The sequence below is a fragment of the Pseudomonas sp. Root569 genome, assembly GCF_001427465.1.
GTDB lineage: Bacteria > Pseudomonadota > Gammaproteobacteria > Pseudomonadales > Pseudomonadaceae > Aquipseudomonas > Aquipseudomonas synxantha.
This window is the reverse complement of the sequence record NZ_LMGQ01000006.1, coordinates 171,855-197,334: the sequence shown is the minus strand read 5'-3', so window position 1 is coordinate 197,334 and position 25,480 is coordinate 171,855. Positions and strand designations below refer to the sequence as shown.

The following is a 25,480-nucleotide window of genomic DNA, read 5'->3' as shown; positions in this document are numbered from 1 at the left end:
GTGCAGCTCCTAGTTGTAGACCCACAGGACGCGGGCGGGCAGGTCGGTCAGGTTGGCGTAGCGGCAGTGGGCGAAACTGGCCAGGTGGAAGCTGTCGCCGGGGCCGAGGGTGACCGGGTCGGCCTCACCGTCCACCCACAGGGTCAACTCGCCTTCCAGCACAAAGCCGGCCTGTTCGGCGCGGTCACTCATGCTTTGTTCGCCGCTGTTGGCGCCGGGGGCCAGCAGACTATCGAGCATCGAAAACGCGCCGTTCATGCTCGGCGACACCAGGATGTCGGTGATGCCATTGGCGTAATACACCGTGCGCCGCTCGTTAGGGCGGGTGACCCAGTCCACGGCCTTGGGTTTAGGCAGGCTGTAGAAATAGGTAGTCGGTACGTCAAGGGCGTGGCTGATGGCAGTCAAGTCGGCCACGGTCGGACGCGACAGGCCGCGTTCGACCTGGGACAGGAAACCCACCGACCGCTCGATTTTTTGCGCGAGTTGGGCCAGGGTGAGCTTCTTGTGTTTGCGCAGGTCGTGGATCAGCGCTGCGAGGGTGGCGAGTTCTTCTTGTGGGGTCATGAAATTTGTATCGGATAATTTCATGAAAAATTACAGGATTAATTTCACGGAGGCAACGGTGATGGAACTTGAAGCGCATTTATTCGCGCTGGAACAGGAGCTTCAGGCGTATACGACGCGCTCTGATGCACACCGGCTGGGGCAACTGCTTGCGGATGATTTCGTTGAGTTTGGTGCCAGTGGCACTGTCTGGGGTAGCAAGGCCGAGGTGATTGCCGGGTTGCAGGATCAGGTGTTTTCCGAGCGGCGCATGACTGAATTTGCGCTGAAAATGCTCAGCACCAACGTGGCGCTGGTGACCTATCGCGGTCATCGCCAAGGCGTAGGGAGTTCATTGCGCAGTTCGGTGTGGCGCGAAGAGCAAGGGCAGTGGCGGATGGTCTTTCACCAAGGCACACCTGCGCAGTGACTCCTACCTTGTGGTAGGCGCTTGCTGCAAGGTGAGCAGGCTGAATGATTCTGTGTCGTTGCGGTCGGACACTGGGTACGCACCATTAATTGAAGGAGCACCCATGAAGTCTAAAACCCTAGCCGCCTGCCTGCTGGTCGCCGCCGGCCTGTCCACCGCCAGCTTTGTCGTGCAGGCCGGTGATACACCCCAGGAAACCGTGCAACCTTCAAACATCAATGCCCGGGACCTGAAAGAAGGTGACCGCGCCCCGGATATGCTGATGCGCAAGGAGTCAGCGGTCAGCGATTGGAAAAAGCGCGGTCTGAAGGCTCCGGGGGATGATAATCAGTGGGCGCGGGTAGGCGACAAGTTCGTACTGCTCAAGACCACTAACGGCACGATCCTTGAGATCACCCCGGTGAAGAAATAATCCACCACCACCACCTGCTGCTTTGCAGGTGTTCTATTTCATAGCCGCGTCGATGAAGGCAAATCATCGAGGGTGAGCTTGCCGACGTTGTTGCTCTGCAGCTCGTAACGCAGCTCATCCACCATCTTTTCCACTTCTTGTGGGGTCTGCAGGCGGTTAGTGCTGATGCCGGTAACCACCAGGTCGACCCGGCCGGTCTCGGCGTCGTAGACCTTGAGGGTCAATGACGCATCCCGGCACAAGGTGAATTCGCACGTCAGCGGTGACAGGCCTTCTTCGATGCAGTTGCGCAGTTGGGAGAGGGTAAACATGCGGGTTCCTTCAAGGCAAAAGTACGATCCCTTGAAGGTTATTGATTGCACCGCCGCCCAATAAGGCGAATTCGCACTAGCTCGACTAGTGCATTTGTATGTTCAGCGCTTGTTTTTAACCCGCAATTCGCCGGCAAACAGCCCGCGTTCACGGGCCCAGACGATGGCTGCACTGCGGCTGTGCACCCCCAGCTTTGAATACACCGTGGCCACATGGTTACGCACAGTATTGGGTGCCAGTTTCAGGCGCGAGGCGATCTCTTTGTCGGCCAGACCCTCGCAGATCAGACCCAGCACATCACGCTCCCGGGCGGTCAGGTCGGTGAAGGCTACATTGGGCAGGTTTGGGCTATTGACGCTTTTGGCGTTGGCCAGTTTTTCGATCAGGGTCTGGCTGAACCATGATGCGTCCTGCATCACCTCCTCAATGGCCGCTACCAGCTCAAGCTCAGAGCGTTTGCGTTCGGTGATGTTCATCAGCACCATCAGGTAGCAGGGCACGTCCTGAATGATCACGGTATCGGCGGACACCACGCAATCGATCACCTCGTTGCCTTTCTTGCGCACCTTGAGGTCCTGGCCGTCGAGGTTGCCGGCTTTCTCCAGTGTGGCAAACAGTTGCGCACCGGCCTGGGGGCTGTCGATAAAGTTGATTTCTTCGATGGATTTGCCGATCAGTTCCTCACTGATATAACCGGTGATCGTCATGAAGGCTTCGTTGATATCCACTACTTGGCGGTTGACGGCGCTGCACACCAGGGTCGGCACTGGCGTCAGGCGGAAGGATTTGGCGAAGCGCTCTTCACTCTGGCGCAGGGCAATTTCCGCTTTGCGCCTGGGCTCCAGGTCGGTAAAGGAAAACAGCATGCAGTCTTCCTCGTTCATGTCCAATGGCTGACCAGCCACAATCACTAGTTTGCTGCCGCCTTCGGGCAGTTTCAGTTCGGCCTGCATCTGCGGGATGGTCGCGCCTTCGCCCAGGCGCTCGATGGCCAGGTCCTTGCGCTCTGCTTGCTCCAGCACATCCAGTTCATACACGGACTTGCCGATGACCTGGTCGCGGTTGTAGCCGGTCATCTCCAGGAAGCCCTGGTTGACCTTGATATAACGCAGATCGCTCAAGCGACAGATCACTGCAGGCGCCGGGTTGGCGTTGAAGGTTTTCTCGAAGCGCTGCTCGGCGCTGGCCCATTCGGTGGCGTCGCTCAGGATCAGCACCAGCAGCTCCGGCTCGCCCTTGGCGTCAGTCAACACCAGGCTGCGCAAACGATGTACCCAGTGACGACTTTCATCGGCGGCGGGGGTGACCTCCACCACCACATCGCTGAACTCTTCACCGGCTGCTACGCGGCTTAAGGGGTAGCTGTCCAGTTGTAATGGATGATTGTTGCGATAGCGCAGGGCAAAACGCTTGGCGTACGCCTCGGTGTTCGCGCCGAGCTCCTCGACTTCGCTGACTCCATGCATGGCCAGCGCGGCCTCATTGGCCCAGAGGATGGTCTGGTCGACCTCGGCCAGAATCACGCCGTCGGACAGCCCGGAGATGATCTGCTGCAATTGACGGCGGTTGGTTTCTTTGGCGAGAACATCCTGGGTCATAACTTCTCCGTGAGGGCGTGTCTAGGGCGCATGGGACTACGACATCCCGGCTTCAGGATAGTGCAGAGCAATTAACCCAGGGGCAGTGCGAATGCACTACCTGGCCTGGTGCATATGGCCCACGACTGAACGTATGTCGTTTCGCCACACTCCCACTCCACAAGGCGCATTGCCTTGCTCCTGAAACTGAAAAGGACCTTTGTATGACCACTGTCTATGAAACCAATCGATCGCTATTCCGTGTGTCGTGGAGTTCGGTACTGGCCGGTAGTGCAATCGCACTGGTGACCTACCTGGTATTGAGTGTGTTGGGTACGGCTATTGGCGCCAGCGCTGTGGACCCCATGGAAGCGGGTAACCCCTTGAACGGTTTCGGCACCGGCGCGGGCATCTGGCTGTTTGTCTCGACGTTGGTGGCTGTTGCGCTGGGTGCCTTCGTGGCCGGGCGCACCGCACCGGATCGTGGTGGCCTGCACGGCGTATTGACCTGGACCCTGACCACTTTGCTCACCACCTGGCTGCTGGCTGGTTTGGCCGCCAGCGTCGTCGGCACTGCCGGCAACGTAGTGGGCAAAGGCCTGTCAGCTGCCGGCAGTGGCATTGCCGCCGCTGCGCCGGGGATCGGCAACAGCCTCAAGCAGCAGTTGAACGAGCAAGGCATCCAGCTTGACTGGAACAGCCTGCAAGGCCAGTTGGACACCTTGCTCAAGCAGAGTGGCAAGGCTGAACTGGACCCGGCTAATGTCGAGCAGAAAGCCGACCAGGCTGGCGCTGATGGCAAGCAATCGGCTACCGATGCAGCGACCAACCCTGCCCAGGCCGGCGATGAGTTGAAGCAGTGGTTCGAACGTGTCAAAGCCTCCGGCGAGCCGGCGCTGAATGCGGCGGATAAAGAAGCATTGGTCAACATCGTTGCTGCCCGCACCGGCAAGAGCAAAGAAGAAGCGACGCAGATCGTTGATAACTATGCCCAGGCTTATCAGCAAGCCATGCAGAAGGTCGAGCAGCTCAAGCAACAGGCTGAGCAGAAAGCCCGTGAAGCCGGTGAAGTAGCGGCCAAGCAACTGTCCCGCGCCGCCTGGAGCACCTTGGCTATGCTGCTGTTGGGCGCGGCCTTGAGCTTCTTTATCGGCCGTATCGCGTTGACTACCCGTCGCGTGCCATTGGCTTAAAACTGTCTGCGGCAAGGACGCCGCCTGTGTGAACGGGTAAAATGCTGGCATTTTACCCGTATCACGCAAAGGTGCACCTTGAGCGCAGGCAAAGCCGCAGGACTGTTATTACTCACCTCTCTGTTGGCGGCGTGCGGCACCTCGCCGCCGCGCACGCCGAACGATATCTGCGGCATCTTTCGCGAAAAGGATGACTGGTACGACGCCGCCAAGGTCACGCAAAAGCGTTGGGGCGTACCGATCCAGGTGCCGCTGGCCATCATGTATCAGGAATCGGGCTTTCGCCACGACGCCAAGACCCCGCGTAAATACCTGCTGTGGATCATCCCCTGGGGCCGCGTGTCCACCGCTTCGGGCTACGCCCAGGCCAAGGATGAAGTGTGGAACGACTACCGCAAAGCCACCGGCCGCAGCGGCGCTGATCGCGAAGACTTCGACGACGCCATCGACTTTATCGGCTGGTACATGGACAAGACCTACACCATCAATGGCGTCTACAAATACGACGCTTATGGCCAATACCTGAACTACCACGAAGGCTGGGGCGGCTACCGCCAGCGCACCTACGCCAGCAAAGCCTGGCTGCTACCGGTGGCGAGCAAGGTGCAGGCGCGTTCGCAGATGTACGCACGGCAATATGCCGGGTGCAAGAATGAGTTGGGGCGCGGGTTCTGGAGCCGGTTCTGGCATTGGTTGTAAAGGCCGACACAGCGACCTCTGGATGCAGGTAGATTAAATGTGGGAGGGGGCTTGCTCCCGATAGCAGAGTGTCAGCCAATGATGAGGTGGCTGATGCGCCGCCATCGGAAGCAAGCCCCCTCCCACAGTAGATTGCGGTACGACGCTGGATCTGTGGCGAGACTGTTGGCAACGAAGACTAGCCACGCAATGTGAGCGGCGCAAGCGGTTGGGATTCTCTCGGAAACGTCCTTCAAGTTAAAGAGAGATGTCATTGTTCCGACTGTTCCTACACTTGCCAAACCCAGCCGATTCTGGGAAAACCTCAGCCTTTCACGCCTTCAACGAGCCCCCTATGAGCAACGACGAACTGCAGATCACCGACATCCGCCCGGGCACTGGAAAAACCGTGGTCAAGGGCGCGCTGATCACGACCCAATACACCGGCACCCTGAAGGATGGCACCGTGTTCGATTCTTCGTGGGAGCGGGGCAAGCCGTTCCAGTGCGTGATTGGCACCGGTCGCGTGATCAAAGGCTGGGACCAGGGGTTGATAGGGATGCAAGTCGGCGGTGTACGCACGTTGCATGTACCGGCGCACCTGGCCTACGGCGAGCGCTCCATGGGCGCGCATATCAAGCCCAACAGCGACTTGCGCTTTGAGATCGAGTTGCTGGAAGTGCTGACCCGGGATGACTGAGTAGCGCCTATAAGGGTGGGAGGGGGCTTGCTCCCGATGGCGTTGCATCAGTCATCACATCATTGGCTGACACTCTGCTATCGGGAGCAAGCCCCTCTCACATCCAAACTTCAGTGGTTTCAAAAATACAATTCCTGAACCCATCCTGAAGAATCTTCTTATTCCTCACGCGGTAACTTTCCTACGGTTTACTCCGCTCAGATCGCGGCGTAAGCTTCGCGCGTTTTCATCAATAGCGGAGACCCTCAGTGGGTACTTGTTCGAGTGACAGTTGTCGGCCGGTCTCGCTAACCGGCGCATACTTGGCAAGATAACGCGCATGTTCCAGATGCCGTTGTCTCGCCTCACAAAGCGAGAAGCGGCATCCCGGCAGTGACCAGTCCTGGCGCCTGCCTGAATCCCTCTCATCGACGCTGACCAGCATCTGGGTAACCTCGGATGCTACGGACGCGCCTGCCTTTTTTACGGTGGGCGGGCCAGGTTCGGCTGTGCCTGTGTGACGGGCGCGGTGCGGATGGGCAGTACCTGCACGACGGGTTTTCCTCGCGCAGGAGTAACACCATGAACCTCACGCTGCTCAAAGAGTTCTTCGCCGGCTTCCTGCGGACCCGGCATATCGCCCGGCATTTTCGCCGGCTGGCAATGCTCGAAACCGTGACCGACGCCAGCGTCAGCCGCGAAGTCCCGCCAAACCTGGCGCACACCCTGGTGGCTGCGGCCAATGGCAGTGCCGTGCAGTTGCTGGGTGTGCTGGGCAGTCATTCGGCGGGGCTCACTATCCAGGAGGCCGACGCCCTGCGTGTGCAATACGGCCTCAACGAAGTCGAGCATGAGCAGCCGCTGCCGTGGTGGGTGCACCTGTGGCACTGCTACAAGAACCCGTTCAACCTGCTGCTGACGTTGCTGGCAGTGATCTCCTGGCTGACCGAGGACATGAAGGCCGCCACGGTGATTTTTTCCATGGTGGTGCTGTCGACCCTGTTGCGCTTTTGGCAGGAGGCCAAGTCGAACAAGGCGGCCGACGCCTTGAAGGCCATGGTGAGCAACACCGCCACCGTACTGCGCCGCGATGCCGCCAAGCGTATTGAACTGCCGATCAAGCAACTGGTGCCGGGCGACCTGATTGTATTGTCGGCCGGTGACATGATTCCCGCTGACTGCCGCGTGCTCAGCGCCAAGGACCTGTTCGTCAGCCAGGCGGCGATGACCGGTGAATCCATGCCGGTGGAGAAATTCACCCACCAGCAGGATGCCCATACCCGCAACCCGCTGGAGTTGGAGAACATCCTGTTCATGGGCACCAACGTGGTGTCCGGCGCCGCTACTGCGGTGGTCCTGGCTACCGGCAACAATACCTATTTCGGTGCGTTGGCCCAACGTGTCACGGCCACTGATCGCGCGACCACTTCGTTCCAGCACGGGGTCAACAAGGTCAGCTGGTTGCTGATCCGCTTTATGTTCGTGATGGCGCCGCTGGTGTTGTTCATCAACGGTTTCACCAAGGGCGATTGGACCGAGGCGCTGTTGTTTGCGCTGTCGATCGCCGTCGGCCTGACCCCCGAAATGCTGCCGATGATCGTCACCTCGACCTTGGCCAAGGGCGCGGTATTCCTGTCGCGCAAGAAGGTCATCGTCAAGCGCCTGGACGCGATCCAGAACTTCGGCGCCATGGACGTGCTGTGCACCGACAAGACCGGCACGCTGACCCAGGACAAGATATTCCTGGCGCGCCATGTGGACGTGTGGGGTGAGGAGTCCGACGACGTACTGGAAATGGCCTACCTCAACAGCTACTACCAGACCGGCCTGAAAAACCTGCTGGACGTGGCGGTGCTTGAGCACGTGGAAATCCATCGCGAGCTGAAAGTCGGCACCGCGTTCCATAAGGTCGATGAGATCCCCTTCGACTTCAACCGCCGCCGCATGTCAGTGGTGGTGGCCGAGCAGGACCGGCCGCACCTGTTGATCTGCAAAGGTGCGGTGGAGGAGATCTTGTCGGTGTGCACCAGCGTGCGCCACGGCGACGTCAATGAAGCTCTGAGCGAAGAACTACTGGCGCGCATTCGCCAAGTGACCGCGGCCTTTAACGAAGAAGGGCTGCGTGTGGTGGCGGTGGCGGCGCAGCCGATGCCGGCCGGGCGTGACACCTACAGCCTGGCGGATGAAAACAACCTGACCCTGATCGGCTACGTGGCGTTTCTCGACCCGCCCAAGGAAAGCACCGCACCCGCCCTCAAGGCCCTGAAAGCCCATGGGGTAGCGGTGAAAGTGCTGACCGGTGACAACGAACTGGTCACGGCGAAGATCTGCCTTGAAGTGGGCCTGGAGCAACAAGGCCTGCTGATGGGCAACGATATCGAAGCCATGGACGACGCCGAACTGGCCCAGGCCGTGGAAACCACCAATGTGTTTGCCAAGCTCACGCCCAGCCACAAGGAGCGCATCGTGCGCCTGCTCAAGGTCAATGGGCATGTGGTGGGGTTTATGGGCGACGGCATCAACGACGCCCCGGCATTGCGCACGGCCGATATCGGTATTTCGGTGGACAGCGCGGTGGACATCGCCAAGGAAGCCGCTGACATCATCCTGCTGGAAAAGAGCCTGATGATTCTGGAGGAGGGCGTGCTGGAAGGTCGGCGTACCTTCGCCAATATGCTCAAGTACATCAAGATGACGGCCAGCTCCAACTTCGGCAACGTGTTCTCGGTGCTGGTGGCCAGCGCGTTCATCCCGTTCCTGCCGATGCTGCCGATGCATTTGCTGGTGCAGAACCTGCTGTATGACATCTCCCAGATTGCGATTCCGTTCGATAACGTCGATGACGAAATGCTCGCCACACCGCAACGCTGGCAGCCAGGGGAGGTGGGGCGCTTCATGCTGTTTTTCGGGCCGATCAGCTCGATCTTCGACATCACCACGTTCGCACTCATGTGGTATGTGTTTGATGCCAACACCCCGGACCACCAGACCCTGTTCCAATCCGGCTGGTTCGTGGTGGGGCTGCTGACCCAGACCCTGATCGTGCACATGATCCGTACCCCGAAAATCCCCTTCCTGCAAAGCCGCGCGGCGCTGCCGTTGATGCTGATGACCGGGGTGATCATGGCCGTCGGGATTTTTCTGCCGATGGGGCCGCTGGCGCACTACTTCAAATTGCAGGCGCTGCCGTCGCTGTATTTCGTATTTTTGCCGGTGATTCTGCTGGCGTACATGGCGCTGACCCAGGCGGTGAAGGGCTTTTATATCCGCCGGTTCGGCTGGCAATAACCCTGTAGGAGCGGGCTTGCCTGCGAGAATCGTTAACGATGACGCGGGCCTTCTGACGGACCGCGCCGCCCTCAGGTTTTTCGCGAGCAAGCTCGCTTCTACAGGTCATCAGGTCATGGAGATCTTTTTATGCAGGCAATCAACAACATCAACCTCAACTCCCTGGTCGACACGGTAGTCAGCCTCAGTGCGGCGTTTATCCTCGGGGGCCTGATCGGCTTCGAGCGCCAGTACCGCCAGCGCACCGCTGGCTTGCGCACCAACGTACTGGTGGCGGTCGGCGCGGCAATTTTTGTCGACATGGCCAACCGCCTGGGCGGCGCGGAAGGCGCAGTACGCGTGGTCGCCTACGTAGTGTCGGGCATCGGCTTCCTCGGCGCCGGCGTGATCATGCGTGAAGAAGGCAATGTGCGCGGGCTCAATACCGCCGCCACCCTTTGGGCCTCGGCGGCAGTGGGTGCCTGTGCCGGCGCCGACCTGATCCTTGAGGCGTTGCTGGGCACGTTATTTGTGCTGGCGGCCAACACCTTGCTGCGGCCGATCGTCAATAACATCAACCGCCAGCCGTTGGACGTGGTGTCGGCGGAGGTTACCAACATCCTCTATGTGATTGCGCGGCGCAGTCAGCAACAGGCGGTGATGGTGTTGCTGGAAGCCGAGTTGGCCCGCTGCAACTACCCGGCCAGCGATGTCGACGTGCGACCGTTCGGCAGCGAAGAAGTGGAAATCGAGGCCACCCTGGCGGCGACGTCAGTCGATGGCGACGAGCTGGATGCGCTGGTGGCGCGCATCTCGACCTCGACTCTGGTGGTACAGGCATTCTGGAGCCCGAGTACCACCGACTGAGCGTTATGGATATGCCGCGGGTGGCTAAACTTGATCGTGGAAAAATCCTACAAGTAGTCAGGATTATCCCTTCAATCTAAATATTTATGCATTGTTAAGGTTGGGCACTTACAGCTGGAGGGCCCACAAGGCCCGGCTGCTGTGCGTGTGGTGTTGCGATTGAATGGGCCAGGCATCGCTTGGTTATCTTCCTGAGTTTGCGCAGTGCCGTTGGTCGGAACTGTTATTTCTCACAGGTACCCAGGTCCGATGTGATGTGTAAGGGTATTTTGTCCGTATAGGGAAGTTTATGAGCAAAGCATTAATTGTGGACGACCATCCGTTTATCCGTGCAACGGTCAAGCATCTGCTGCAGTTGGAAGGGTTCGACAACATCTATCAGGCAGGTGATGGTGCAGATGCCATGCAGTTGGCAAGGGAACAGCGCCCAGATTTGATCATCCTCGACCTGGCGATGCCAAAGCTGGGTGGGCTGGAAGTGATCCACCGCATCAAGACCCAGGGCCTGCCGTGCCGCATCTTGGTGCTCACCTCTTATCTTGCGGTGTTCTTTTCCACCCGCTGCATGCGCGCCGGAGCCATGGGGTTTGTGGCCAAGACCGGCGAGTTGGACGAGTTACAAAAGGCCATTAAGGCGATCATGTCGGGCTACAGTTGCTTCCCCAGTTTGCCGACCAGCTCGGTACGCCGTGACGACTTGCAAGAAACGGAGCGACAGATGATCGAATGCCTGTCTGACCGTGAATTGACCGTACTGCAAAAACTGGCCCTGGGGCTGGGCAACAAGGAAATTGCCGAGCAGATGCTGTTGAGCCACAAGACCATCAGCACTTACAAGACTCGACTCAAGGAGAAGTTGCGTATGTCCTCGGTAGTGCATTTATCCAAGTTTGCCCAGCGCAACCATCTGATCTGAAATGATCACCACCGCGTTTACGAGGTTCGCCACGATCCTTTGGATGAGCCTGTTACCCCTGATCGCGGTGGCCCTTGACGAGCCCCACGCTTTGCGACTGCTGGGGCATTCTCATATTGAAACCCCCGAAGTGACACTGGACGAGGCAGATTGGCGTTGGCTGCGCGAGCGGCGCACGCTGTTGATGGGGGTTTCCGCCCCCGATTACGCGCCTTTTGACCTGACCAATAACAACCACGAACTCGAAGGCATAACTGCCGATTTTGCCGCACTGATCGGCCAGGCTCTGCATATCGCCGTCGAAGTCCGGCGCTACGACACCCGGGATGAAGTGATCGAAGCCCTCAAACAGGGGGCCGTGGATTTTCTCGGGTCTGCCAACGGCTACGAAGCGACCGACCCGCAACTGCATCTGTCTCGCTCCTACGCCAATGATCAACCGACCCTGGTCACCCGCACCGGTGAAAGCCAGGTGTTGAGTGACGACCTGGCGGGCAAGCGTGTGGCGATGCTGTACCACTACATGCAGCCCGACGCTGTACGCGCCTTTTACCCCGATGCCCAGTTGGAGCTGTTTGCGTCGACCTTCGAAGCCATCGGCGCCGTGGCATTTGGTCGTGCCGATGTGTATCTGGGGGACGCCATCAGCACCAATTACCTGATCAACCGTAACCACCTCAATAATGTGCGCATGGCCGATTTTTCGACCCTGGAAGTCAACCCGTTTGCCTTCGCCGTGGCTCGGGACAATACACGTCTATTGCCCATCCTCAACGCCGCGCTGGAGGCGATTCCTGCCAGTGAGCAGATGGAAATCCTGCGTCGTTGGAGTGGGGGCAACCTCGGTATCGTCGGCGTTGATCGGTTGCAACTGAGTGCCAGTGAGCAACGCTGGGTGCAGAAGCATCCACGGGTCAAGGTCGCAGTGCTGAACAACTTCCTGCCGCTGTCATTCATCAATGATCAAGGGCAGTTCGAAGGGTTGAGTGCTGAGGTGTTGGCGCGTATCAGCTTGCGTACCGGCTTGAAGTTCGATGTGGTGCCGGGCACCTCGTTACCGCGCCAGATCAATATCGTCAATGCGGGCACGGCGGATATGCTGGCGGTCGTGACCCCCAGTGTCGAGCGCGCCGAGAAGGTGCGGTTTACCCGTCCCTACCTCACCAACCCCTTTGTGCTGGTGACACGTGGCGGAGACTACAGCCCGGCCACCCTGGAAGATATGCTCGGCAAACGCCTGGCAATGGTAACCGGCAACGGCCTGCACGATGAGATCGCGCAGAATTTTCCCGGCATCGCGTTTGTGGATGTGGAAAATCCGGAGCAAGCCATGGCGTTGGTGGCCAAAGGCGACGCCGACGGCGCGGTAAACTCGCTGATCAGCGCGCGCTATGTGATAGCCCGGGATTATCGCGACCGTTTGCGTATCGCCAGCACTGTCGGCACCGAGCCGGCACGCGTGACATTCGGGGTCAATCGCAGTCAATTGGAGCTTTATTCGATCCTGGACAAGGCGCTGCTGAGCATCACGCCGCAAGAAATGGACGAGCTGATCGGGCATTGGCGCAATGAGATCATCATCGAGGACAGCTATTGGTTGCGCCATCGCAACGTCATCCTCCAGGGCTTCGGGCTGGCAGCACTTTTGCTGGTGATCACGCTGGGTTGGGTCATCTATCTGCGCAGCCTGATTCATAAGCGCGTACAGGCCGAGCGGGCGTTGAGCGACCAGATGCGTTTCATGAGCGTATTGATTGACGGAACCCCGCACCCGATTTATGTGCGCGACCGCCAAGGGCGGCTGATGGCCTGCAATAACGCTTATCTCGACGTTTTTGGGTACAAGCTCGAAGACGTGATCGGCAGGACCGTGGTGGAAACCGACACCAGCAACCTGCCCCAGGCCCAGTCGTTTCATGAGGATTATCTGCGCCTGATGGCCGGTGGCGAGCCGCAGATTCATGATCGGATACTCAAGGTGCCCAGTGGCGAGATCCTGACGATTTACCAGTGGATGCTGCCGTACCGCGATGGCGACGATAAGGTGGTGGGCATGATTGCCGGGTGGGTGGATGTGAGCGAGCGGCAGCGCTTGCTTCGCCAGTTGCAGGAAGCCAAGGACGATGCCGACGCTGCCAGCCGGGCCAAGACGACCTTTCTGGCAACCATGAGCCATGAGATTCGGACGCCAATGAATGCCGTGATCGGCATGATCGAGCTGGCTCTGAAAAATGCCGAGCAGGGGCGCGCCGACCGTGATGCGCTGGAGGTGGCATCGGTGGCCTCGCGCGGCATGCTGGAATTGATCGGCGATATTCTCGATATCGCGCGAATCGAGGCTGGGCATTTGTCCCTGGCCCTTGAACCAGCCAACCTGCAAGAACTGCTGGCATCGCTGGCACGTGTGTTCGAAGGGTTGGCGCGGGCCAAGGGGCTGGCGCTGCAGGTGGAACTTGACCCATTGATTGATCGGGTGGTGCTGGTCGACCCGCTACGCTTCAAGCAGGTGGTGTCGAACCTGCTGAGCAATGCGATTAAATTCACGGCCAATGGCCAGGTAACACTTGGGGCCAAGGCAGGCCTGGAAGGCGAGCGATTGCGCTTGCAGTTGTGGGTGCAGGACACTGGCATTGGTATCAGTGTCCAAGACCAGCAGCGATTGTTCAGCCTCTTTATCCAGGGCAGCAACAACGAGCAGTCGGCGCGCAGCGGTTCTGGGCTGGGCTTGGTGATCAGCCGCAATTTGTGCGAAATGATGGGTGGCCAACTGCATTTGAACAGTGTGCTGGGGCAGGGCACCCGGGTGGATGTGACGTTGGCATTGGCCATGACCAATAGAGTGCCCGCGCACGCTGCGCCAATGGAAGACTTGGCCCCCCCGAACCGCGCGCTGAGCATCCTGGTGGTCGATGACTATCCGGCCAACCGTTTGTTGCTGGCCCGGCAATTGAGCTTCCTCGGGCACCGTATCATCACCGCCGAGGATGGTGTACAGGGGCTCGAACAGTGGCGCAGTGGTCAGTTCGATTGCGTCATTACCGATTGCAATATGCCCTACAAGAACGGCTATCAGTTGGCACAGGATATCCGTGCACAAGAACGCGAGCGGGGATTGTCGCCTTGCCTGCTGTTGGGGTTCACCGCCAACGCACAACCGGAAGAAACCGAACGCTGTCGGCAAGCAGGCATGGATGGCTGTCTCTTCAAGCCTACCGGGCTTGACGATTTGCGATCAGCGTTGGCGACGCGCGCGACCGAGCCTGCTGCCCTGCACCTGGCGGCTTTTGACTTAAGTTCGCTGATTGTGTTGACAGGTGATGACCGCCCCGCGCTTATCGAGTTGCTGGAGCCGTTGCTCGAGAGTCTGAAGGCTGATCGTGCCTTGCTGGCCCCGCTGCAAAGCCACGCAGACTTCGCCAAGCTCCACGATCTGGCCCATCGCGCCAAAGGCGGCGCTCGGATGGTCAAGGCTCACGGGTTGATCAGCTGTTGTGAGGCATTGGAACAGGTGTGTGAACAGCAGGACCGTCAGTCATTGGGGCCGACGGTCGAGGAAGTGGGTGAAGCGATTGATACCTTGCATCATGGCCTGAGCGTTTATTGCAATCAGCCTTGACTGCGGTGGATCACCATTCGGAGAATTTGGGAGAACTCCTACGTGAACGGGGAATATGCCTGATTTTGTCGTCGGCATATGTCTGGAAAATGGGTCGCGCTCACTGCCGAGCACAGCCTGTCCAGGGGTTTGCCATGCCGAACAAAGCACTGACCATCCTGATTGCCGATGAGCAGCATCTGCAACGTTTATACATCGAGAAAATGCTCAACCAGTTGGGGTATTACCGGATTGTGCCGGTGCAAACGCTTGAGGAGGTGCAGATCCTGACCGCCATTCCGGCGGAGCCCTTCGACGTACTGATCATCAACGCGAGGCTGATGACCCCTATCTGTGAGCCTCAGGCCCAGGTGCGCCATGTATTGGTCTATGACCACCCGCAATCGAATACGCCCACGGGCCTAATGCCAGGGCTGCGGGTACGCCTGCCCGGGGTGCCGGATAACCTCAGGCTCGAACACTTCATGGACATCATCGACCCACCCGAGGCCAGTCAAGGCCTGCGGGTATTGCCGTGGCTGCGGGAGTTGTCCCGTATGCCGGTGGCCGGGGCCTAGTCCCACTTCGGCGCGATGCCCTTGGGGCTGGTCAAGCGATGGCCACGCTCCAGATCGGCAATCTGCTGGCGCGTCCTGTAGGAGCGAGCTTGCTCGCGAAAAAACGTCAACGATAACGCGGGCTTTCTGAATGAACGCGGCGCCGGTAAGTTTTTCGCGAGCAAGCTCTCCCTACAAAAAGCTCTAACTGACTGACATCAGGGCAAGCCTCACATTTTGTCCTGCGTCAATCTGCTGTTTTGTGGTGTTCGCGCAAGCGCTCTGCCGCAGTGCGCAGCAGCTGCTCGGTAGCGTCCCACCCCAGGCAACCATCGGTCACCGATACGCCGTATTTCATCGACGCGCTCAACGGCTGGCAACCCTCGAACAGGTGGCTTTCAAGCATCATGCCGATCAGCGATGTATCGCCCTGCAAGCGCTGTTCCAGTACCTCGTTGAATACTGCCGGTTGACGCAACGGGTCCTTGCCGCTGTTGGCATGGCTGCAATCGACCATGATCCGCGCAGCCACCTTGGACTTGGCCAGGTCATGCTTGATATGGGCGACGCTTTGCGCATCGTAGTTCGGCCCACGATGACCGCCGCGCAGCACCAAGTGGGTGTCGGGGTTGCCCGGGGTCTGGATGATCGCCGGATGGCCCTGGCTGTCGACGCCGAAGTGGCGGTGGGGGTGTGAGGCGGAGCGCATCGCATCACAGGCAATCGCGACGCCCCCGTCGGTTCCGTTCTTGAAACCCACAGGCATGCCCAGCCCGCTGGCCATCTCGCGGTGGATCTGCGACTCAGTGGTGCGTGCACCAATCGCGACCCAACTGAGCAGGTCATCGAAGTAGCCGGCGGCCATGGGTTGCAGCAGCTCGGTAGCGACCGGCAGGCCCAGGCGCAGCATTTCGCGCATCAGCTCACGCGAGAGCCTCAAGCCGGCGGCCATGTCATCGCTGCCATCCAGGTGCGGATCGTAGGCCAGGCCTTTCCAACCGATGGTGGTGCGGGGTTTTTCGACGTAGGCACGGATTACCAGCAGCATCTGGTCGCTGACTTCAAGCGCGAGCTTCTTCAGGTTGCGTGCGTATTCCATGGCAGATTCCGGATCGTGGATCGAGCACGGTCCGACAATCACCAGTAAGCGTGAGTCTTCGCCATTGAGGATGGCGCGCGTAGCTTGGCGATGTGCGTGGATCTGTTCATTGAGGAACGGGCTGAGGGGCAACTGATGCTTGAGCTCCAGGGAGCTGGGCAGGCGCAGGGTCAAGGCTTCATTGGCGCTGTTCAGGGCAGAGACGGGCAAAGCGGCGACGGAGGAGTTCATATTCAAGGCTTCCTGGGCAAGCGGCGGGTGATTCCCGCACGCTTGGCCTACTGGGGTGTTCGACAATTGGCCGTATCGGCTGTACGTGTTGGCTTGCCACCAAGAGGTGACCGGTCGGAGGCGGCAGGCTGTCCCGAACGGAGCTGGCTAAATCGCCATGCAGTGCAAGTGTCGTAGCGGTAATAAGTGGTGTAGTTCATGGCGCGGTTCCTTTAAGTTCTTGATCAAACAAAATAAAAAGAGGCTGAAAAAACAAAACCCCCGGTCGGGGAGCCGACCGGGGGTTTAGATTTCTCTGGTAGGCGACCCCTTGAGTAGTGGGCGCCGATTTCAGGTATCAGGCGCGCCAGTGGCTAAACCAATACCCAAAATAAAAGCCAGCCAGTGCGCTCGAACCGTTCACGCGGGTAGCCGACACCGAGCGCAAGGCGCTGGCAGCAGGGCAAACCTGAGTGTGGGTGAGTTGCAACATGAGTAGCTCTCCAAATGTTGGGGGGAGCTTACTAGAGGCGTACGGTTGGATTCAATCAGTAATTTCTATTGCGTGGGGGACTTACGACTATGGGTGTGTGCCGATATGCTGATGACACTTAAACAATGATTGCCAGGACGCGACCATGACTGCCTTGACCCTTGCTGCGGCGCAAACCCTTTCCATTGCGGGCGATGTTGCGGCCAATATCCAACGGCACCTGGTCATGATGCAGGCTGCGGCCGAGCACGGTGTGCAATGGTTGGTGTTTCCGGAACTGTCGTTGACGGGCTATGAACCATTCCTGGCGGCGGACCTGGCTATCGCCCCCGAGAGTGACGTATTGGCTCCGTTGCGTGAAATGGCGCGGGAGTTGCGTTTGACAGCTGTGGTGGGCATGCCGGTGCAGCTGGCGCCACAAGCGGGTGTACTGATTGGTGCGCTCGTGCTGGGAGCGGACGGTTCAATTGGCGTCTACACCAAGCAGCATCTGCACTCTGGAGAAGAGCTGGCATTTACGGCCGGGCAGGGTGGCGAGATTCTGGGATGGGAAGATGAGCGCATTGCGCTGGCGGTGTGTGCGGACTTTTCCCACGCCAGTCACCCACGCCTGGCGGCGGAATCGGGCGCCACGGTATATGCCGCCGGCGTGCTGGTCAGCGAGGGTGGGTACGCGGCGGACAGCGCGCTGCTTCAAGGCTATGCGGCTGAGCATGGCATGCTGGTACTGATGGCTAATCATGGTGGCCCTTCGGGAGGCTGGGCTTGCGCAGGCCGCAGTGCGGTCTGGAGCGCAGATGGCAATTTGCTTGCCGCTGCGCCCGGTGTCGGCGACGCGTTGGTGATCGCCCGTCGCGAAGGCGGGTTGTGGACTGGCCAAGTGGTAGCCCTCTGAATGACGTTTCACTTGCGCCAGGCGACGGACCAAGACCTGCCCTTTGCCCGAAGCCTCACCTATGAAGCCATGAACCGCTATTACCTGCAGTACGGCTTGTTGTGGTCCAACGCCGGCTTCGATACTGCATGGGCGGGTCGCGAAAACTGGCTGGTGTGCAACGATGATGGCGTAATGGGGTTTGTCAGCCTGAGTCGCGACGAGAAAGCTCTGTATATCCGCGAGCTGCACATGCTGGAGCGCTGCCGCAAGCAGGGGGCGGGCAGTTGGGTGCTGGAGCAGATGGCGCTCAAGACACATACCGAGGGCCTGGGCTTGTTACGCTTGACGGTATTCAAGACCAACCCGGCAAGAGGGCTGTATCAGCGCCAGGGGTTGAGTATCGTGGGTGAAGAGGACTGCTTCTGGCGCATGGAGCGTGAGTGTCGGGCACTCACCTCGGACTAAAACAGTCACGCCGTGCGAATAAGCGCATACTGCTGTCAGTTAACGCCTTGCTGATCTTGGGTTCGAGCTTCGGGCTCATCCACGATAATCCCTTCTTTCATGCCCAACAGGACCGCCACCTTATGGGCCTCTCCACGCCGTCCCTTTTTTCGCCCAGCGAGCACTTGATAGGTGGTTGCCGGGTCCACGCCATGCTCCCGGGCAAACGCTTGAACTGACTTTCCTTGGTGTTCAAGCCAAGCCTTGGCTTGTGCAGCAGTGCGGATACCGGGCATAGTTCAAAACCGTTCAAGTTTGTTTAACGAAGTGATGGTGTGTCACCTCTTGGGGTGTGCCAATCTAGGATCATACATCCAAATGAGTGGAATCGGTTCGCGCTTAAGGCAAGAAAGAGAGCGGCTTGGCCTGTCGCAGAAAGTTTTTGGTGAAATAGGAGGCGTGGAAGCCAACGCACAAGGCAAATATGAAAATGGCGGTCGTGCACCCAAGGCCGACTATCTGTCTCGTGTCGCCGAAAGAGGTGTGGACCTCCTTTACGTGTTGACCGGCAGCCCAACGCCAATCCAACTGGATAACCTCAGCCAGGTCGAAGAAAAAGTATTGGGTAACTACCGCGCCATGTTCAAGGAAGACCAGGATGCAATCCGTCGCTTGACCAGCACATTGGCCGAGCATTCATCCGTATTGAACGGAAAATCCAAGCCTACCGCCCCGGATTCCTGACCTTTCACCCAGGAAACAACGCTGTTTGCCTCCCGGCAAACAGCCGCAGCGCGTCAAAACTCTATATATATGCCACTTGCACCTAGGTCTGCGCCTTGGTTTTTTGCTAAGGTGTTCAGCAATCTATAAGACCATATCGCGAGGTGTCTGCTTGATTAGGGTGCTAGTAGTCGATGACCATGATCTCGTTCGTACAGGCATTACACGAATGCTGGCTGACATCGACGGCCTGCAAGTAGTCGGCCAGGCCGAGTCCGGGGAGGAATCCCTGATCAAGGCCCGAGAGTTGAAACCCGATGTGGTGTTGATGGACGTCAAGATGCCGGGCATCGGCGGCCTGGGCGCCACGACCAAATTATTGCGCAGCCATCCCGACATCAAGGTCGTGGTGGTGACGGTGTGCGAGGAAGACCCGTTTCCGACTCGCCTCTTGCAGGCCGGTGCAGCCGGTTATCTCACTAAAGGCGCGGGCCTGGCGGAGATGGTGCAAGCCATTCGCCTGGTGTTTGCCGGCCAACGCTATATCAGCCCGCAGATTGCCCAGCAATTGGCCATCAAGTCTTTCCAGCCCACCAGCGATTCGCCGTTCGATGCGCTGTCGGAGCGGGAAATCCAGATTGCCCTGATGATCGTCGGTTGCCAGAAGGTGCAGACGATCTCCGACAAGCTGTGCCTGTCGCCCAAGACCGTCAACACCTACCGCTATCGTATCTTCGAGAAGCTCGCCATCAGCAGTGATGTTGAATTGACCCTGCTCGCGGTGCGCCACGGCATGGTGGACGCCAGCGCCTGACATGACCACACCGTTTGATCCAAGTGCCTTTCTCTCGACCTGCAGTGGCCGCCCCGGCGTGTATCGCATGTTCGACAGCGAGGCACGCCTGCTGTACGTGGGCAAAGCCAAGAACCTGAAGAACCGTCTGGCGAGCTACTTCCGCAAGACCGGCCTGGCGCCGAAAACCGCCGCTTTGGTGGCGCGCATCGCCCAGGTGGAAACCACCATCACCGCCAATGAAACCGAGGCGCTGCTGCTTGAGCAGACGCTGATCAAGGAATGGCGGCCGCCCTACAACATCCTGCTGCGCGACGATAAATCCTATCCCTATGTGTTTCTATCGGACGGCGATTTCCCACGCCTGAGCATTCACCGTGGGGCGAAGAAGCAGAAGGGCAAGTACTTCGGCCCCTATCCCAGCGCGGGCGCGATTCGTGAAAGCCTGAGCCTGCTGCAAAAAACCTTTTTTGTGCGCCAGTGCGAAGACAGCTTCTACAAGAACCGCACGCGGCCGTGCCTGCAATACCAGATCAAGCGCTGCAAGGCGCCCTGCGTAGGCTTGGTGGAACCGGCAGAGTACGCCGAGGATGTGCGCCACTCGGTGATGTTCCTCGAAGGGCGCAGCAATGCGCTCACCGATGAGCTGTCCGTGGCCATGGAGCAAGCCGCCAGCACTCTGGATTTCGAGAAGGCCGCCGAACTGCGCGACCAGATCTCTTTGCTGCGCCGGGTCCAGGACCAGCAAAGCATGGAAGGCGGCACCGGCGACGTCGATGTGATCGCCGCCTTCGTCAACCCGGGTGGTGCCTGCGTGCACCTGATCAGCGTGCGCGCTGGCCGGGTGCTAGGCAGCAAGAACTTCTTCCCGCAGACCGGTATCGACGAAGACGTCGCTGAGGTGATGGCCGCGTTCCTTGGTCAGTACTATGTCAGCAGCCCCGAGCGCGACCTGCCGTCGGAGCTGATCGTCAACGTGGTACATGAAGACTTTCCCACCTTGATCGAGGCCATCCACGAGCTGCGCGGCCGTGAGCTGGACATCAGCCATCGCGTACGCGGCACCCGCGCGCGCTGGCAGCAATTGGCGGTGACCAACGCCGAACAGGCCCTGGGCGCACGCCTGGCCAATCGACAGCACGTTGCCGCACGCTTCGAAGCCTTGGCCGAGGTCCTCAACCTGGACGAGCCGCCCCAGCGCCTGGAATGCTACGACATCAGCCACTCCAGCGGTGAGGCCACGGTCGCCTCTTGCGTGGTGTTCGGGCCGGAAGGGCCGATCAAATCCGACTACCGGCGCTACAACATCGAAGGCGTTACCGCCGGGGACGATTACGCGGCGATGCACCAGGCCCTCACGCGGCGTTTCAGCAAATTAAAGGACGGGGAGGGCAAGCTGCCCGATATCCTGCTGGTAGACGGCGGCAAGGGCCAGTTATCCATGGCGCGAGACGTGCTCAACGAATTGGCCGTGCCCGACCTGATCCTGCTCGGCGTGGCCAAGGGCACCACGCGCAAGGCCGGTTTCGAGACGTTGTACTTGAATGATGCCGCCCATGAGTTCACTTTGAAGGGCGACTCACCCGCGCTGCACCTGATTCAACAGATCCGCGACGAAGCCCACCGTTTCGCCATTACCGGCCACCGGGCGCGGCGTGGCAAAACCCGGCGAACCTCAACCCTGGAAGGGGTTGCCGGGGTAGGTCCGACACGGCGTCGCGACTTGCTTAAACATTTTGGTGGCTTGCAGGAGCTGTCCCGTGCCAGCATTGACGAGATAGCCAAAGCACCCGGTATCAGTAAAAAGCTCGCTGAGCTGATTTATGCAAACCTGCACAGCGAATAGAATGCCTTCTCACCTCGTAGCCAGTTGTGCCGATGAATATCCCTAATCTGATTACCGTTCTACGCGTCCTGCTTATCCCGATTTTCATATTGTTGTTTTATTTGCCGTATGAATGGAGCTATGTAGCCTCAAGCTCCGTGTTCGCCTTCGCAGCCGCCACCGACTGGCTCGACGGCTACCTGGCCCGCCGCCTGGAACAGAGCACGCCCTTTGGCGCGTTCCTCGACCCGGTGGCCGACAAGCTCATGGTGGCCGTCGCCCTGGTGCTACTGGTGCAGGAGCACGGCAACCTGTGGCTGACCCTGCCGGCTGCGGTGATCATCGGTCGCGAGATCGTCGTCTCGGCCCTGCGCGAATGGATGGCCGAAATCGGCGCCCGCGCTCACGTCGCCGTGTCGAACATGGGCAAATGGAAAACCGCCGCGCAGATGCTCGCGCTGGTCATCCTGCTGGCCAACCCATCGGACTTCTCGTTCTGGGTCCTTACGGGCTACGCCTTGCTGCTGATCGCCGCCGGCTTGACCCTGTGGTCCATGCTCCAATACCTGCGCGCCGCCTGGCCCCACCTACGTACCACCGTTGAAAAGAAATAAAACTTTTTTGAATCAAGGGCTTGACGGGTGCTGAGGATTCTATACAATGCGCATCACCAAGCGGGAATAGCTCAGTTGGTAGAGCACGACCTTGCCAAGGTCGGGGTCGCGAGTTCGAGTCTCGTTTCCCGCTCCAAGCATTAAAGAAAAAAGCCACTCTAACGAGTGGCTTTTTTTTGCCCGCGATTTGTGAAATAGACGCTTTGGCGTCTTTTTTGTTGTTGGAGCAAAACGCTCGTTCCGGCAGTAATGGGCATCTTACTGTCAGCGGCCTTCGCCGCGCTGGCGGTGTTCAATAACCTCACCGCCAGCACCTCAAATGTCAACTTCGACCAGCAATTACTGAGCCTGGACGCCACTTTCTCCGGCAGGGTCGTCATGTCGCACGCGATGCCCGCACCGGATGTCGGGCTTACTTCGTGCAGGTCAGGCGCGAGTACGTCGGCGGCTCAAGCAGGATGCCCGGGGTCATGAATGTCGAGCAGTTGAATACGCGTCCCTTTGCTGTCGTGGCTTTAAACGTCAGTTCAGCACCACCTAGGAAGTCTTCCTTGCCTTTGGTCACTGGGCCCATGGTCAGCTCATCCGTTGAAGCGAGGCCGATCGCCTCGGCGGTGACTTTGTGCATCTGCAGAACATTGGGGGTGGTGGAGCAGCCTGTTAGCAGGCTGGCCAGTACAAACAGTAAGAGAGTGGTTGAGGTTCTGGTCACGGGTGTGGCTCCTTGCGAGTGGCGGCGGCAGCGAGCAGGGAGTTTTGCTACATGCCGCTTGTTCGAATCTTCGAAGGGACAGGGATTTGCCCTACGGCTGCGGAGTCTAGGAACACGTAATTGCTCCCACAATCACTTGGACGAAATCGAGACGGAACCCACGGCAGATATTTCTGGAGCTGTAGGAAATCAGCTACAGCAGGGTTTAGCGGCCCGTTGTTGCTTATCGGTCACGCGGCGGACGCTGATTGATCAAGCTATGGAAACGGCCCATGTCTGATTGAAATGAGCGCGTTGTCATGTTCAACCAACGGGGCTTTGCGGCATAGAAATTGGGCTAGGTGAGCGTCGTGTTTATACCCAGCGAGCCCGCATCGTGAACGGGGCAAAAAAAGACAGGGAGTTACACAAGGAGCAAGGAACGGCTCGCAACGGTTATCGACTTCTGGACGGGAGGGTGTTGGCGACAGGCTCCCGGCAACGTATCCAACCCCGCAGATACTTCATCGTCCGCCGCCCCATGACGGCGTCACTTTTTATGGGTGAGGGCATTCGGACCCGCTGGTTTCCCTGACCGCAAACATCAGGCATCGCACCGCTTCACGATCCTGTTCCGACAAGCAACGGTAGTTGCGCACCAGTTGCTCTTCCTCTCGAGTGAGCTGGTGGGGGTGCAGGGATGTACCGGGGGCAGTACGCAGTGTGGGAGAGTGTGGAGTACTTGGCATGATCCTGATTCTTCATGAGGTGAATGGAGACGTGGGCTTCTTGCCCAGTACAACTGAATACATAACGTTTATTTTGGAAAAGAGCTCGTTATTTTTCGTGACTGTTGGGTATTTCAGATGGGGCCGTCGGAAGTGCTTGGCAAAGATGTAGGAGCGATCTTTCAATGGAGGTGGAAAACACGCGATGAGGGGGACGCTACCGCAGATCGGGTCCTATGCAGTGCCTGAGAGGTCCGGGTGATGGCTTTCGATGAGGCAGCCGCGGGCGTCATCCCGATAGTGAATGTGCTCGCAACCAGCGGATCTTCTTCCCAGAGCAGGTTGCCCTGGGCATCGTAGCTGGAGCGATAGGTACGCCCGGCAGTGTCGGTGACTTCGACAGGCAAGGCCCAGTGCCGCAGGTAGCGGATGTGTTCGCTACGCCCCAATGGGTCACGCGTCTCGATCAGGCGGCCAAGGCTGTCGGTGACGTGAGTTTCACCCCGTTCCAGGTCGTTTTCGAATCGATATTCTTCGCCGTTCGCTGTCCCAGTGGCGGGAGACGCGCCATTCGAATAGTGGCAGAAGTTGGTACGCGGTGCCGTCTGCACGCTTGGGTGTGGGGCGGTTCTCGGGGATGGCAAAGCGCGCCCATTCGTACTCGCGGGAGCCGGTCATCGTATTAAGGCTGCTTCGGTTGATGGCTTGTATTCAGGGCGCGGTGCGTGACTCCAGGTCTATTTCTACTGGCCATCGCACTCTGGGGGCCAAGCGACGCGCGAGATTGAAGGTCACGTCTTCGTTGTTCCAGTCGCGGGGTGGGCGGGGGAAAGCGGGCATCGCCGTGCCAACCCGCGCACCTTCACTTCGAGCGTCCAGGCGTTCCAGCCACCGGGCCTTTAAAACCCAGCGACGCGGTACGTTGATCGGCGATGCCCGAGCGACGCAATCGGCTGAGCAGGTGGTGATCATGGAGATTCTCGACCCGTTCAATCAACAAGCGGTTGCCAGTTTTGTCGAGCATCCTAGCGAGGGGGTGTGGAAGGAGTTGGTGGTCGCCAGCCCAGGAAGGCCGACGTCTGTGCCGCCCCAACGCTCATTGGCAAATTTGAAGCGTGCCGCCGATCAACTGACCGCGCAAAAACAGGACATTCGGCGCTCGATCCATTTCCAGATGAAAAAACTGCAGGATCCGACACGCCGCGAACACGTCGACCCGAGGGATTGGGAGGTCATGCTCACGCAACAAGCCAATAAGCTCAACGCGATCATCCAGGAAATTGAAGCGGCCCACGCGGACAAGCCCGGTGTGGCGGCGTTGCTCGGCGAGTACAGTAGCGAGGTTGCCAGCCTACTCGAAGAAGGGCGCGATTACCGCAGCACAGGCTACAAGGCGCAACGCCCGTCCCAGGAAAATGTTGACTACCTGTGGACCCACCGCAAGGTCGATATCAATTTGGTGCATCGGCGCCAACCCACTGCCAGTGGTGACTACGTCGCTGAATTTTCAGTTCGGGAAAAGCACCAGCCGCACGTGCTCTGGTATGCGCACTTTCACTATGCCGACACCGAGGTGGCGGACGATGCCTACCGCGTCGCCCACCTCAAATTGGCCCACCAGCGCTTCCTGCTGCAGAAGGATCTGGTGCGAGACTCCGGCGCCAACGACAGCGCGGTGTTGAAGGTGATCTATGCTGATGTGACGCCGCCGTTGGATCACAAGCTGTTTCTTGGGTTACTGGCGAGCGTGCGGCAGTAGTGCCTGCCTGGCCCCCGCCGCGGGCAGGGCGGACGCGGGGGCCTAGCCAGCCGCCGTGAAGCGGTACGAGGCAATCAGCTTTTGGCGGCTATCGGCGTGGCATTAACTCTGCGCGCAAACGTCTGGCAGCGCACCGCTTCACGAGCCTGTCCCGACAAGCAACGGTAGTAACGCACCAACTGCTCCTTATGATTG

General features: G+C 59.1%; 24 protein-coding genes and 1 tRNA gene. 19 read left to right on the top strand and 6 right to left on the bottom strand.

The window, feature by feature from the left end; translation table 11 throughout:
* Positions 1-9 precede the first annotated feature (9 nt).
* A complete protein-coding gene (locus tag ASD70_RS07600) occupies positions 10-567 on the bottom strand; it encodes a helix-turn-helix domain-containing protein (protein WP_046071987.1) in 558 nt (185 codons plus the stop codon).
* Here ASD70_RS07600 and ASD70_RS07595 point away from each other — a divergent pair.
* The gene (locus tag ASD70_RS07595; protein WP_236708694.1) at positions 566-976 is read left to right on the top strand and encodes a nuclear transport factor 2 family protein; all 411 of its coding nucleotides are present in this window, start codon (positions 566-568) and stop codon (positions 974-976) included. The two genes, ASD70_RS07600 and ASD70_RS07595, sit on opposite strands and share 2 nt — an antisense overlap.
* 103 nt (positions 977-1,079) lie before the next feature.
* Positions 1,080-1,388 carry an RcnB family protein gene (locus tag ASD70_RS07590; protein WP_046071989.1) on the top strand — a complete coding sequence of 103 codons (309 nt, stop codon included), beginning with the start codon at positions 1,080-1,082 and terminating at the stop codon, positions 1,386-1,388.
* A 38-nt stretch (positions 1,389-1,426) separates the two neighbouring features.
* Here ASD70_RS07590 and ASD70_RS07585 read toward each other — a convergent pair whose 3' ends face one another.
* A complete protein-coding gene (locus tag ASD70_RS07585) occupies positions 1,427-1,699 on the bottom strand; it encodes a DUF1652 domain-containing protein (RefSeq protein WP_046071990.1) in 273 nt (90 codons plus the stop codon).
* A 102-nt stretch (positions 1,700-1,801) separates the two neighbouring features.
* Positions 1,802-3,298 (bottom strand): PAS domain S-box protein, encoded by a 1,497-nt coding sequence (locus tag ASD70_RS07580; RefSeq protein WP_056846091.1) that lies wholly within the window; start codon positions 3,296-3,298, stop codon positions 1,802-1,804.
* 203 nt (positions 3,299-3,501) lie between these two features.
* On the opposite strand from ASD70_RS07580, the gene ASD70_RS07575 reads away from it, so the two are divergent.
* The 8 genes from ASD70_RS07575 to ASD70_RS07540 all read left to right on the top strand — a co-directional run bounded on the left by ASD70_RS07575 (position 3,502) and on the right by ASD70_RS07540 (position 15,050).
* A complete protein-coding gene (locus tag ASD70_RS07575) occupies positions 3,502-4,470 on the top strand; it encodes a hypothetical protein (RefSeq protein WP_046071992.1) in 969 nt (322 codons plus the stop codon).
* A gap of 78 nt (positions 4,471-4,548) precedes the next feature.
* Complete coding sequence (locus tag ASD70_RS07570) at positions 4,549-5,169, top strand: transglycosylase SLT domain-containing protein (protein WP_056846090.1); 621 nt, start codon at positions 4,549-4,551, stop codon at positions 5,167-5,169.
* A gap of 334 nt (positions 5,170-5,503) precedes the next feature.
* Positions 5,504-5,848: an FKBP-type peptidyl-prolyl cis-trans isomerase gene (locus tag ASD70_RS07565; protein ID WP_056846089.1), complete on the top strand. Its 345-nt coding sequence runs from the start codon at positions 5,504-5,506 to the stop codon at positions 5,846-5,848.
* A 561-nt stretch (positions 5,849-6,409) separates the two neighbouring features.
* On the top strand, positions 6,410-9,115 hold the full coding sequence (mgtA, locus tag ASD70_RS07560; protein ID WP_056846088.1) for a magnesium-translocating P-type ATPase: 2,706 nt from the start codon (positions 6,410-6,412) through the stop codon (positions 9,113-9,115).
* Positions 9,116-9,244: 129 nt separating this feature from the next.
* Positions 9,245-9,961, top strand: a complete 717-nt coding sequence (locus tag ASD70_RS07555) for an MgtC/SapB family protein (protein WP_043050227.1) — start codon at positions 9,245-9,247, stop codon at positions 9,959-9,961.
* Between the two features lie 289 nt (positions 9,962-10,250).
* Positions 10,251-10,877: a response regulator transcription factor gene (locus ASD70_RS07550; RefSeq protein WP_046072000.1), complete on the top strand. Its 627-nt coding sequence runs from the start codon at positions 10,251-10,253 to the stop codon at positions 10,875-10,877.
* Between the two features lies 1 nt (position 10,878).
* On the top strand, positions 10,879-14,493 hold the full coding sequence (locus ASD70_RS07545) for a transporter substrate-binding domain-containing protein (RefSeq protein WP_177342313.1): 3,615 nt from the start codon (positions 10,879-10,881) through the stop codon (positions 14,491-14,493).
* A 134-nt stretch (positions 14,494-14,627) separates the two neighbouring features.
* Positions 14,628-15,050 (top strand): chemotaxis protein CheY, encoded by a 423-nt coding sequence (locus tag ASD70_RS07540; RefSeq protein ID WP_056846087.1) that lies wholly within the window; start codon positions 14,628-14,630, stop codon positions 15,048-15,050.
* Between the two features lie 226 nt (positions 15,051-15,276).
* Here ASD70_RS07540 and ASD70_RS07535 read toward each other — a convergent pair whose 3' ends face one another.
* Positions 15,277-16,359 carry a 3-deoxy-7-phosphoheptulonate synthase gene (locus tag ASD70_RS07535; protein ID WP_056846086.1) on the bottom strand — a complete coding sequence of 361 codons (1,083 nt, stop codon included), beginning with the start codon at positions 16,357-16,359 and terminating at the stop codon, positions 15,277-15,279.
* Positions 16,360-16,976: 617 nt separating this feature from the next.
* Here ASD70_RS07535 and ASD70_RS07530 point away from each other — a divergent pair.
* Complete coding sequence (locus tag ASD70_RS07530) at positions 16,977-17,726, top strand: carbon-nitrogen hydrolase family protein (RefSeq protein ID WP_056846085.1); 750 nt, start codon at positions 16,977-16,979, stop codon at positions 17,724-17,726.
* The gene (locus ASD70_RS07525; RefSeq protein ID WP_046072004.1) at positions 17,727-18,173 is read left to right on the top strand and encodes a GNAT family N-acetyltransferase; all 447 of its coding nucleotides are present in this window, start codon (positions 17,727-17,729) and stop codon (positions 18,171-18,173) included. It abuts the gene before it with no gap.
* A 35-nt stretch (positions 18,174-18,208) separates the two neighbouring features.
* Here ASD70_RS07525 and ASD70_RS07520 read toward each other — a convergent pair whose 3' ends face one another.
* Positions 18,209-18,448: a DNA-binding protein gene (locus ASD70_RS07520; RefSeq protein WP_046072005.1), complete on the bottom strand. Its 240-nt coding sequence runs from the start codon at positions 18,446-18,448 to the stop codon at positions 18,209-18,211.
* A gap of 82 nt (positions 18,449-18,530) precedes the next feature.
* Here ASD70_RS07520 and ASD70_RS07515 point away from each other — a divergent pair, with 82 nt between their 5' ends.
* The 6 genes from ASD70_RS07515 (at position 18,531) to ASD70_RS29935 (ending at position 22,581) form a co-directional block, all read left to right on the top strand.
* Positions 18,531-18,896 carry a helix-turn-helix domain-containing protein gene (locus ASD70_RS07515; RefSeq protein ID WP_046072006.1) on the top strand — a complete coding sequence of 122 codons (366 nt, stop codon included), beginning with the start codon at positions 18,531-18,533 and terminating at the stop codon, positions 18,894-18,896.
* 151 nt (positions 18,897-19,047) lie between these two features.
* Entirely contained in the window at positions 19,048-19,689 is a 642-nt protein-coding gene (gene gacA, locus ASD70_RS07510; RefSeq protein WP_003190387.1) for a response regulator transcription factor GacA, read from the top strand.
* A 1-nt stretch (position 19,690) separates the two neighbouring features.
* The gene (gene uvrC / locus ASD70_RS07505; protein ID WP_043050236.1) at positions 19,691-21,514 is read left to right on the top strand and encodes an excinuclease ABC subunit UvrC; all 1,824 of its coding nucleotides are present in this window, start codon (positions 19,691-19,693) and stop codon (positions 21,512-21,514) included.
* Positions 21,515-21,546: 32 nt separating this feature from the next.
* Entirely contained in the window at positions 21,547-22,107 is a 561-nt protein-coding gene (gene pgsA, locus ASD70_RS07500) for a CDP-diacylglycerol--glycerol-3-phosphate 3-phosphatidyltransferase (protein WP_034119069.1), read from the top strand.
* Between the two features lie 60 nt (positions 22,108-22,167).
* A tRNA-Gly gene (locus ASD70_RS07495) sits at positions 22,168-22,243 on the top strand.
* A 113-nt stretch (positions 22,244-22,356) separates the two neighbouring features.
* Positions 22,357-22,581 carry a DUF2165 family protein gene (locus tag ASD70_RS29935; RefSeq protein ID WP_082561417.1) on the top strand — a complete coding sequence of 75 codons (225 nt, stop codon included), beginning with the start codon at positions 22,357-22,359 and terminating at the stop codon, positions 22,579-22,581.
* Here ASD70_RS29935 and ASD70_RS07485 read toward each other — a convergent pair.
* Positions 22,520-22,819, bottom strand: coding sequence for a hypothetical protein (locus ASD70_RS07485; RefSeq protein ID WP_056846083.1), 300 nt, complete (start codon positions 22,817-22,819; stop codon positions 22,520-22,522). The two genes, ASD70_RS29935 and ASD70_RS07485, sit on opposite strands and share 62 nt — an antisense overlap.
* Before the next feature lie 1,677 nt (positions 22,820-24,496).
* Here ASD70_RS07485 and ASD70_RS07480 point away from each other — a divergent pair.
* On the top strand, positions 24,497-25,285 hold the full coding sequence (locus ASD70_RS07480) for a hypothetical protein (RefSeq protein WP_056846082.1): 789 nt from the start codon (positions 24,497-24,499) through the stop codon (positions 25,283-25,285).
* Positions 25,286-25,480: the final 195 nt, after the last annotated feature.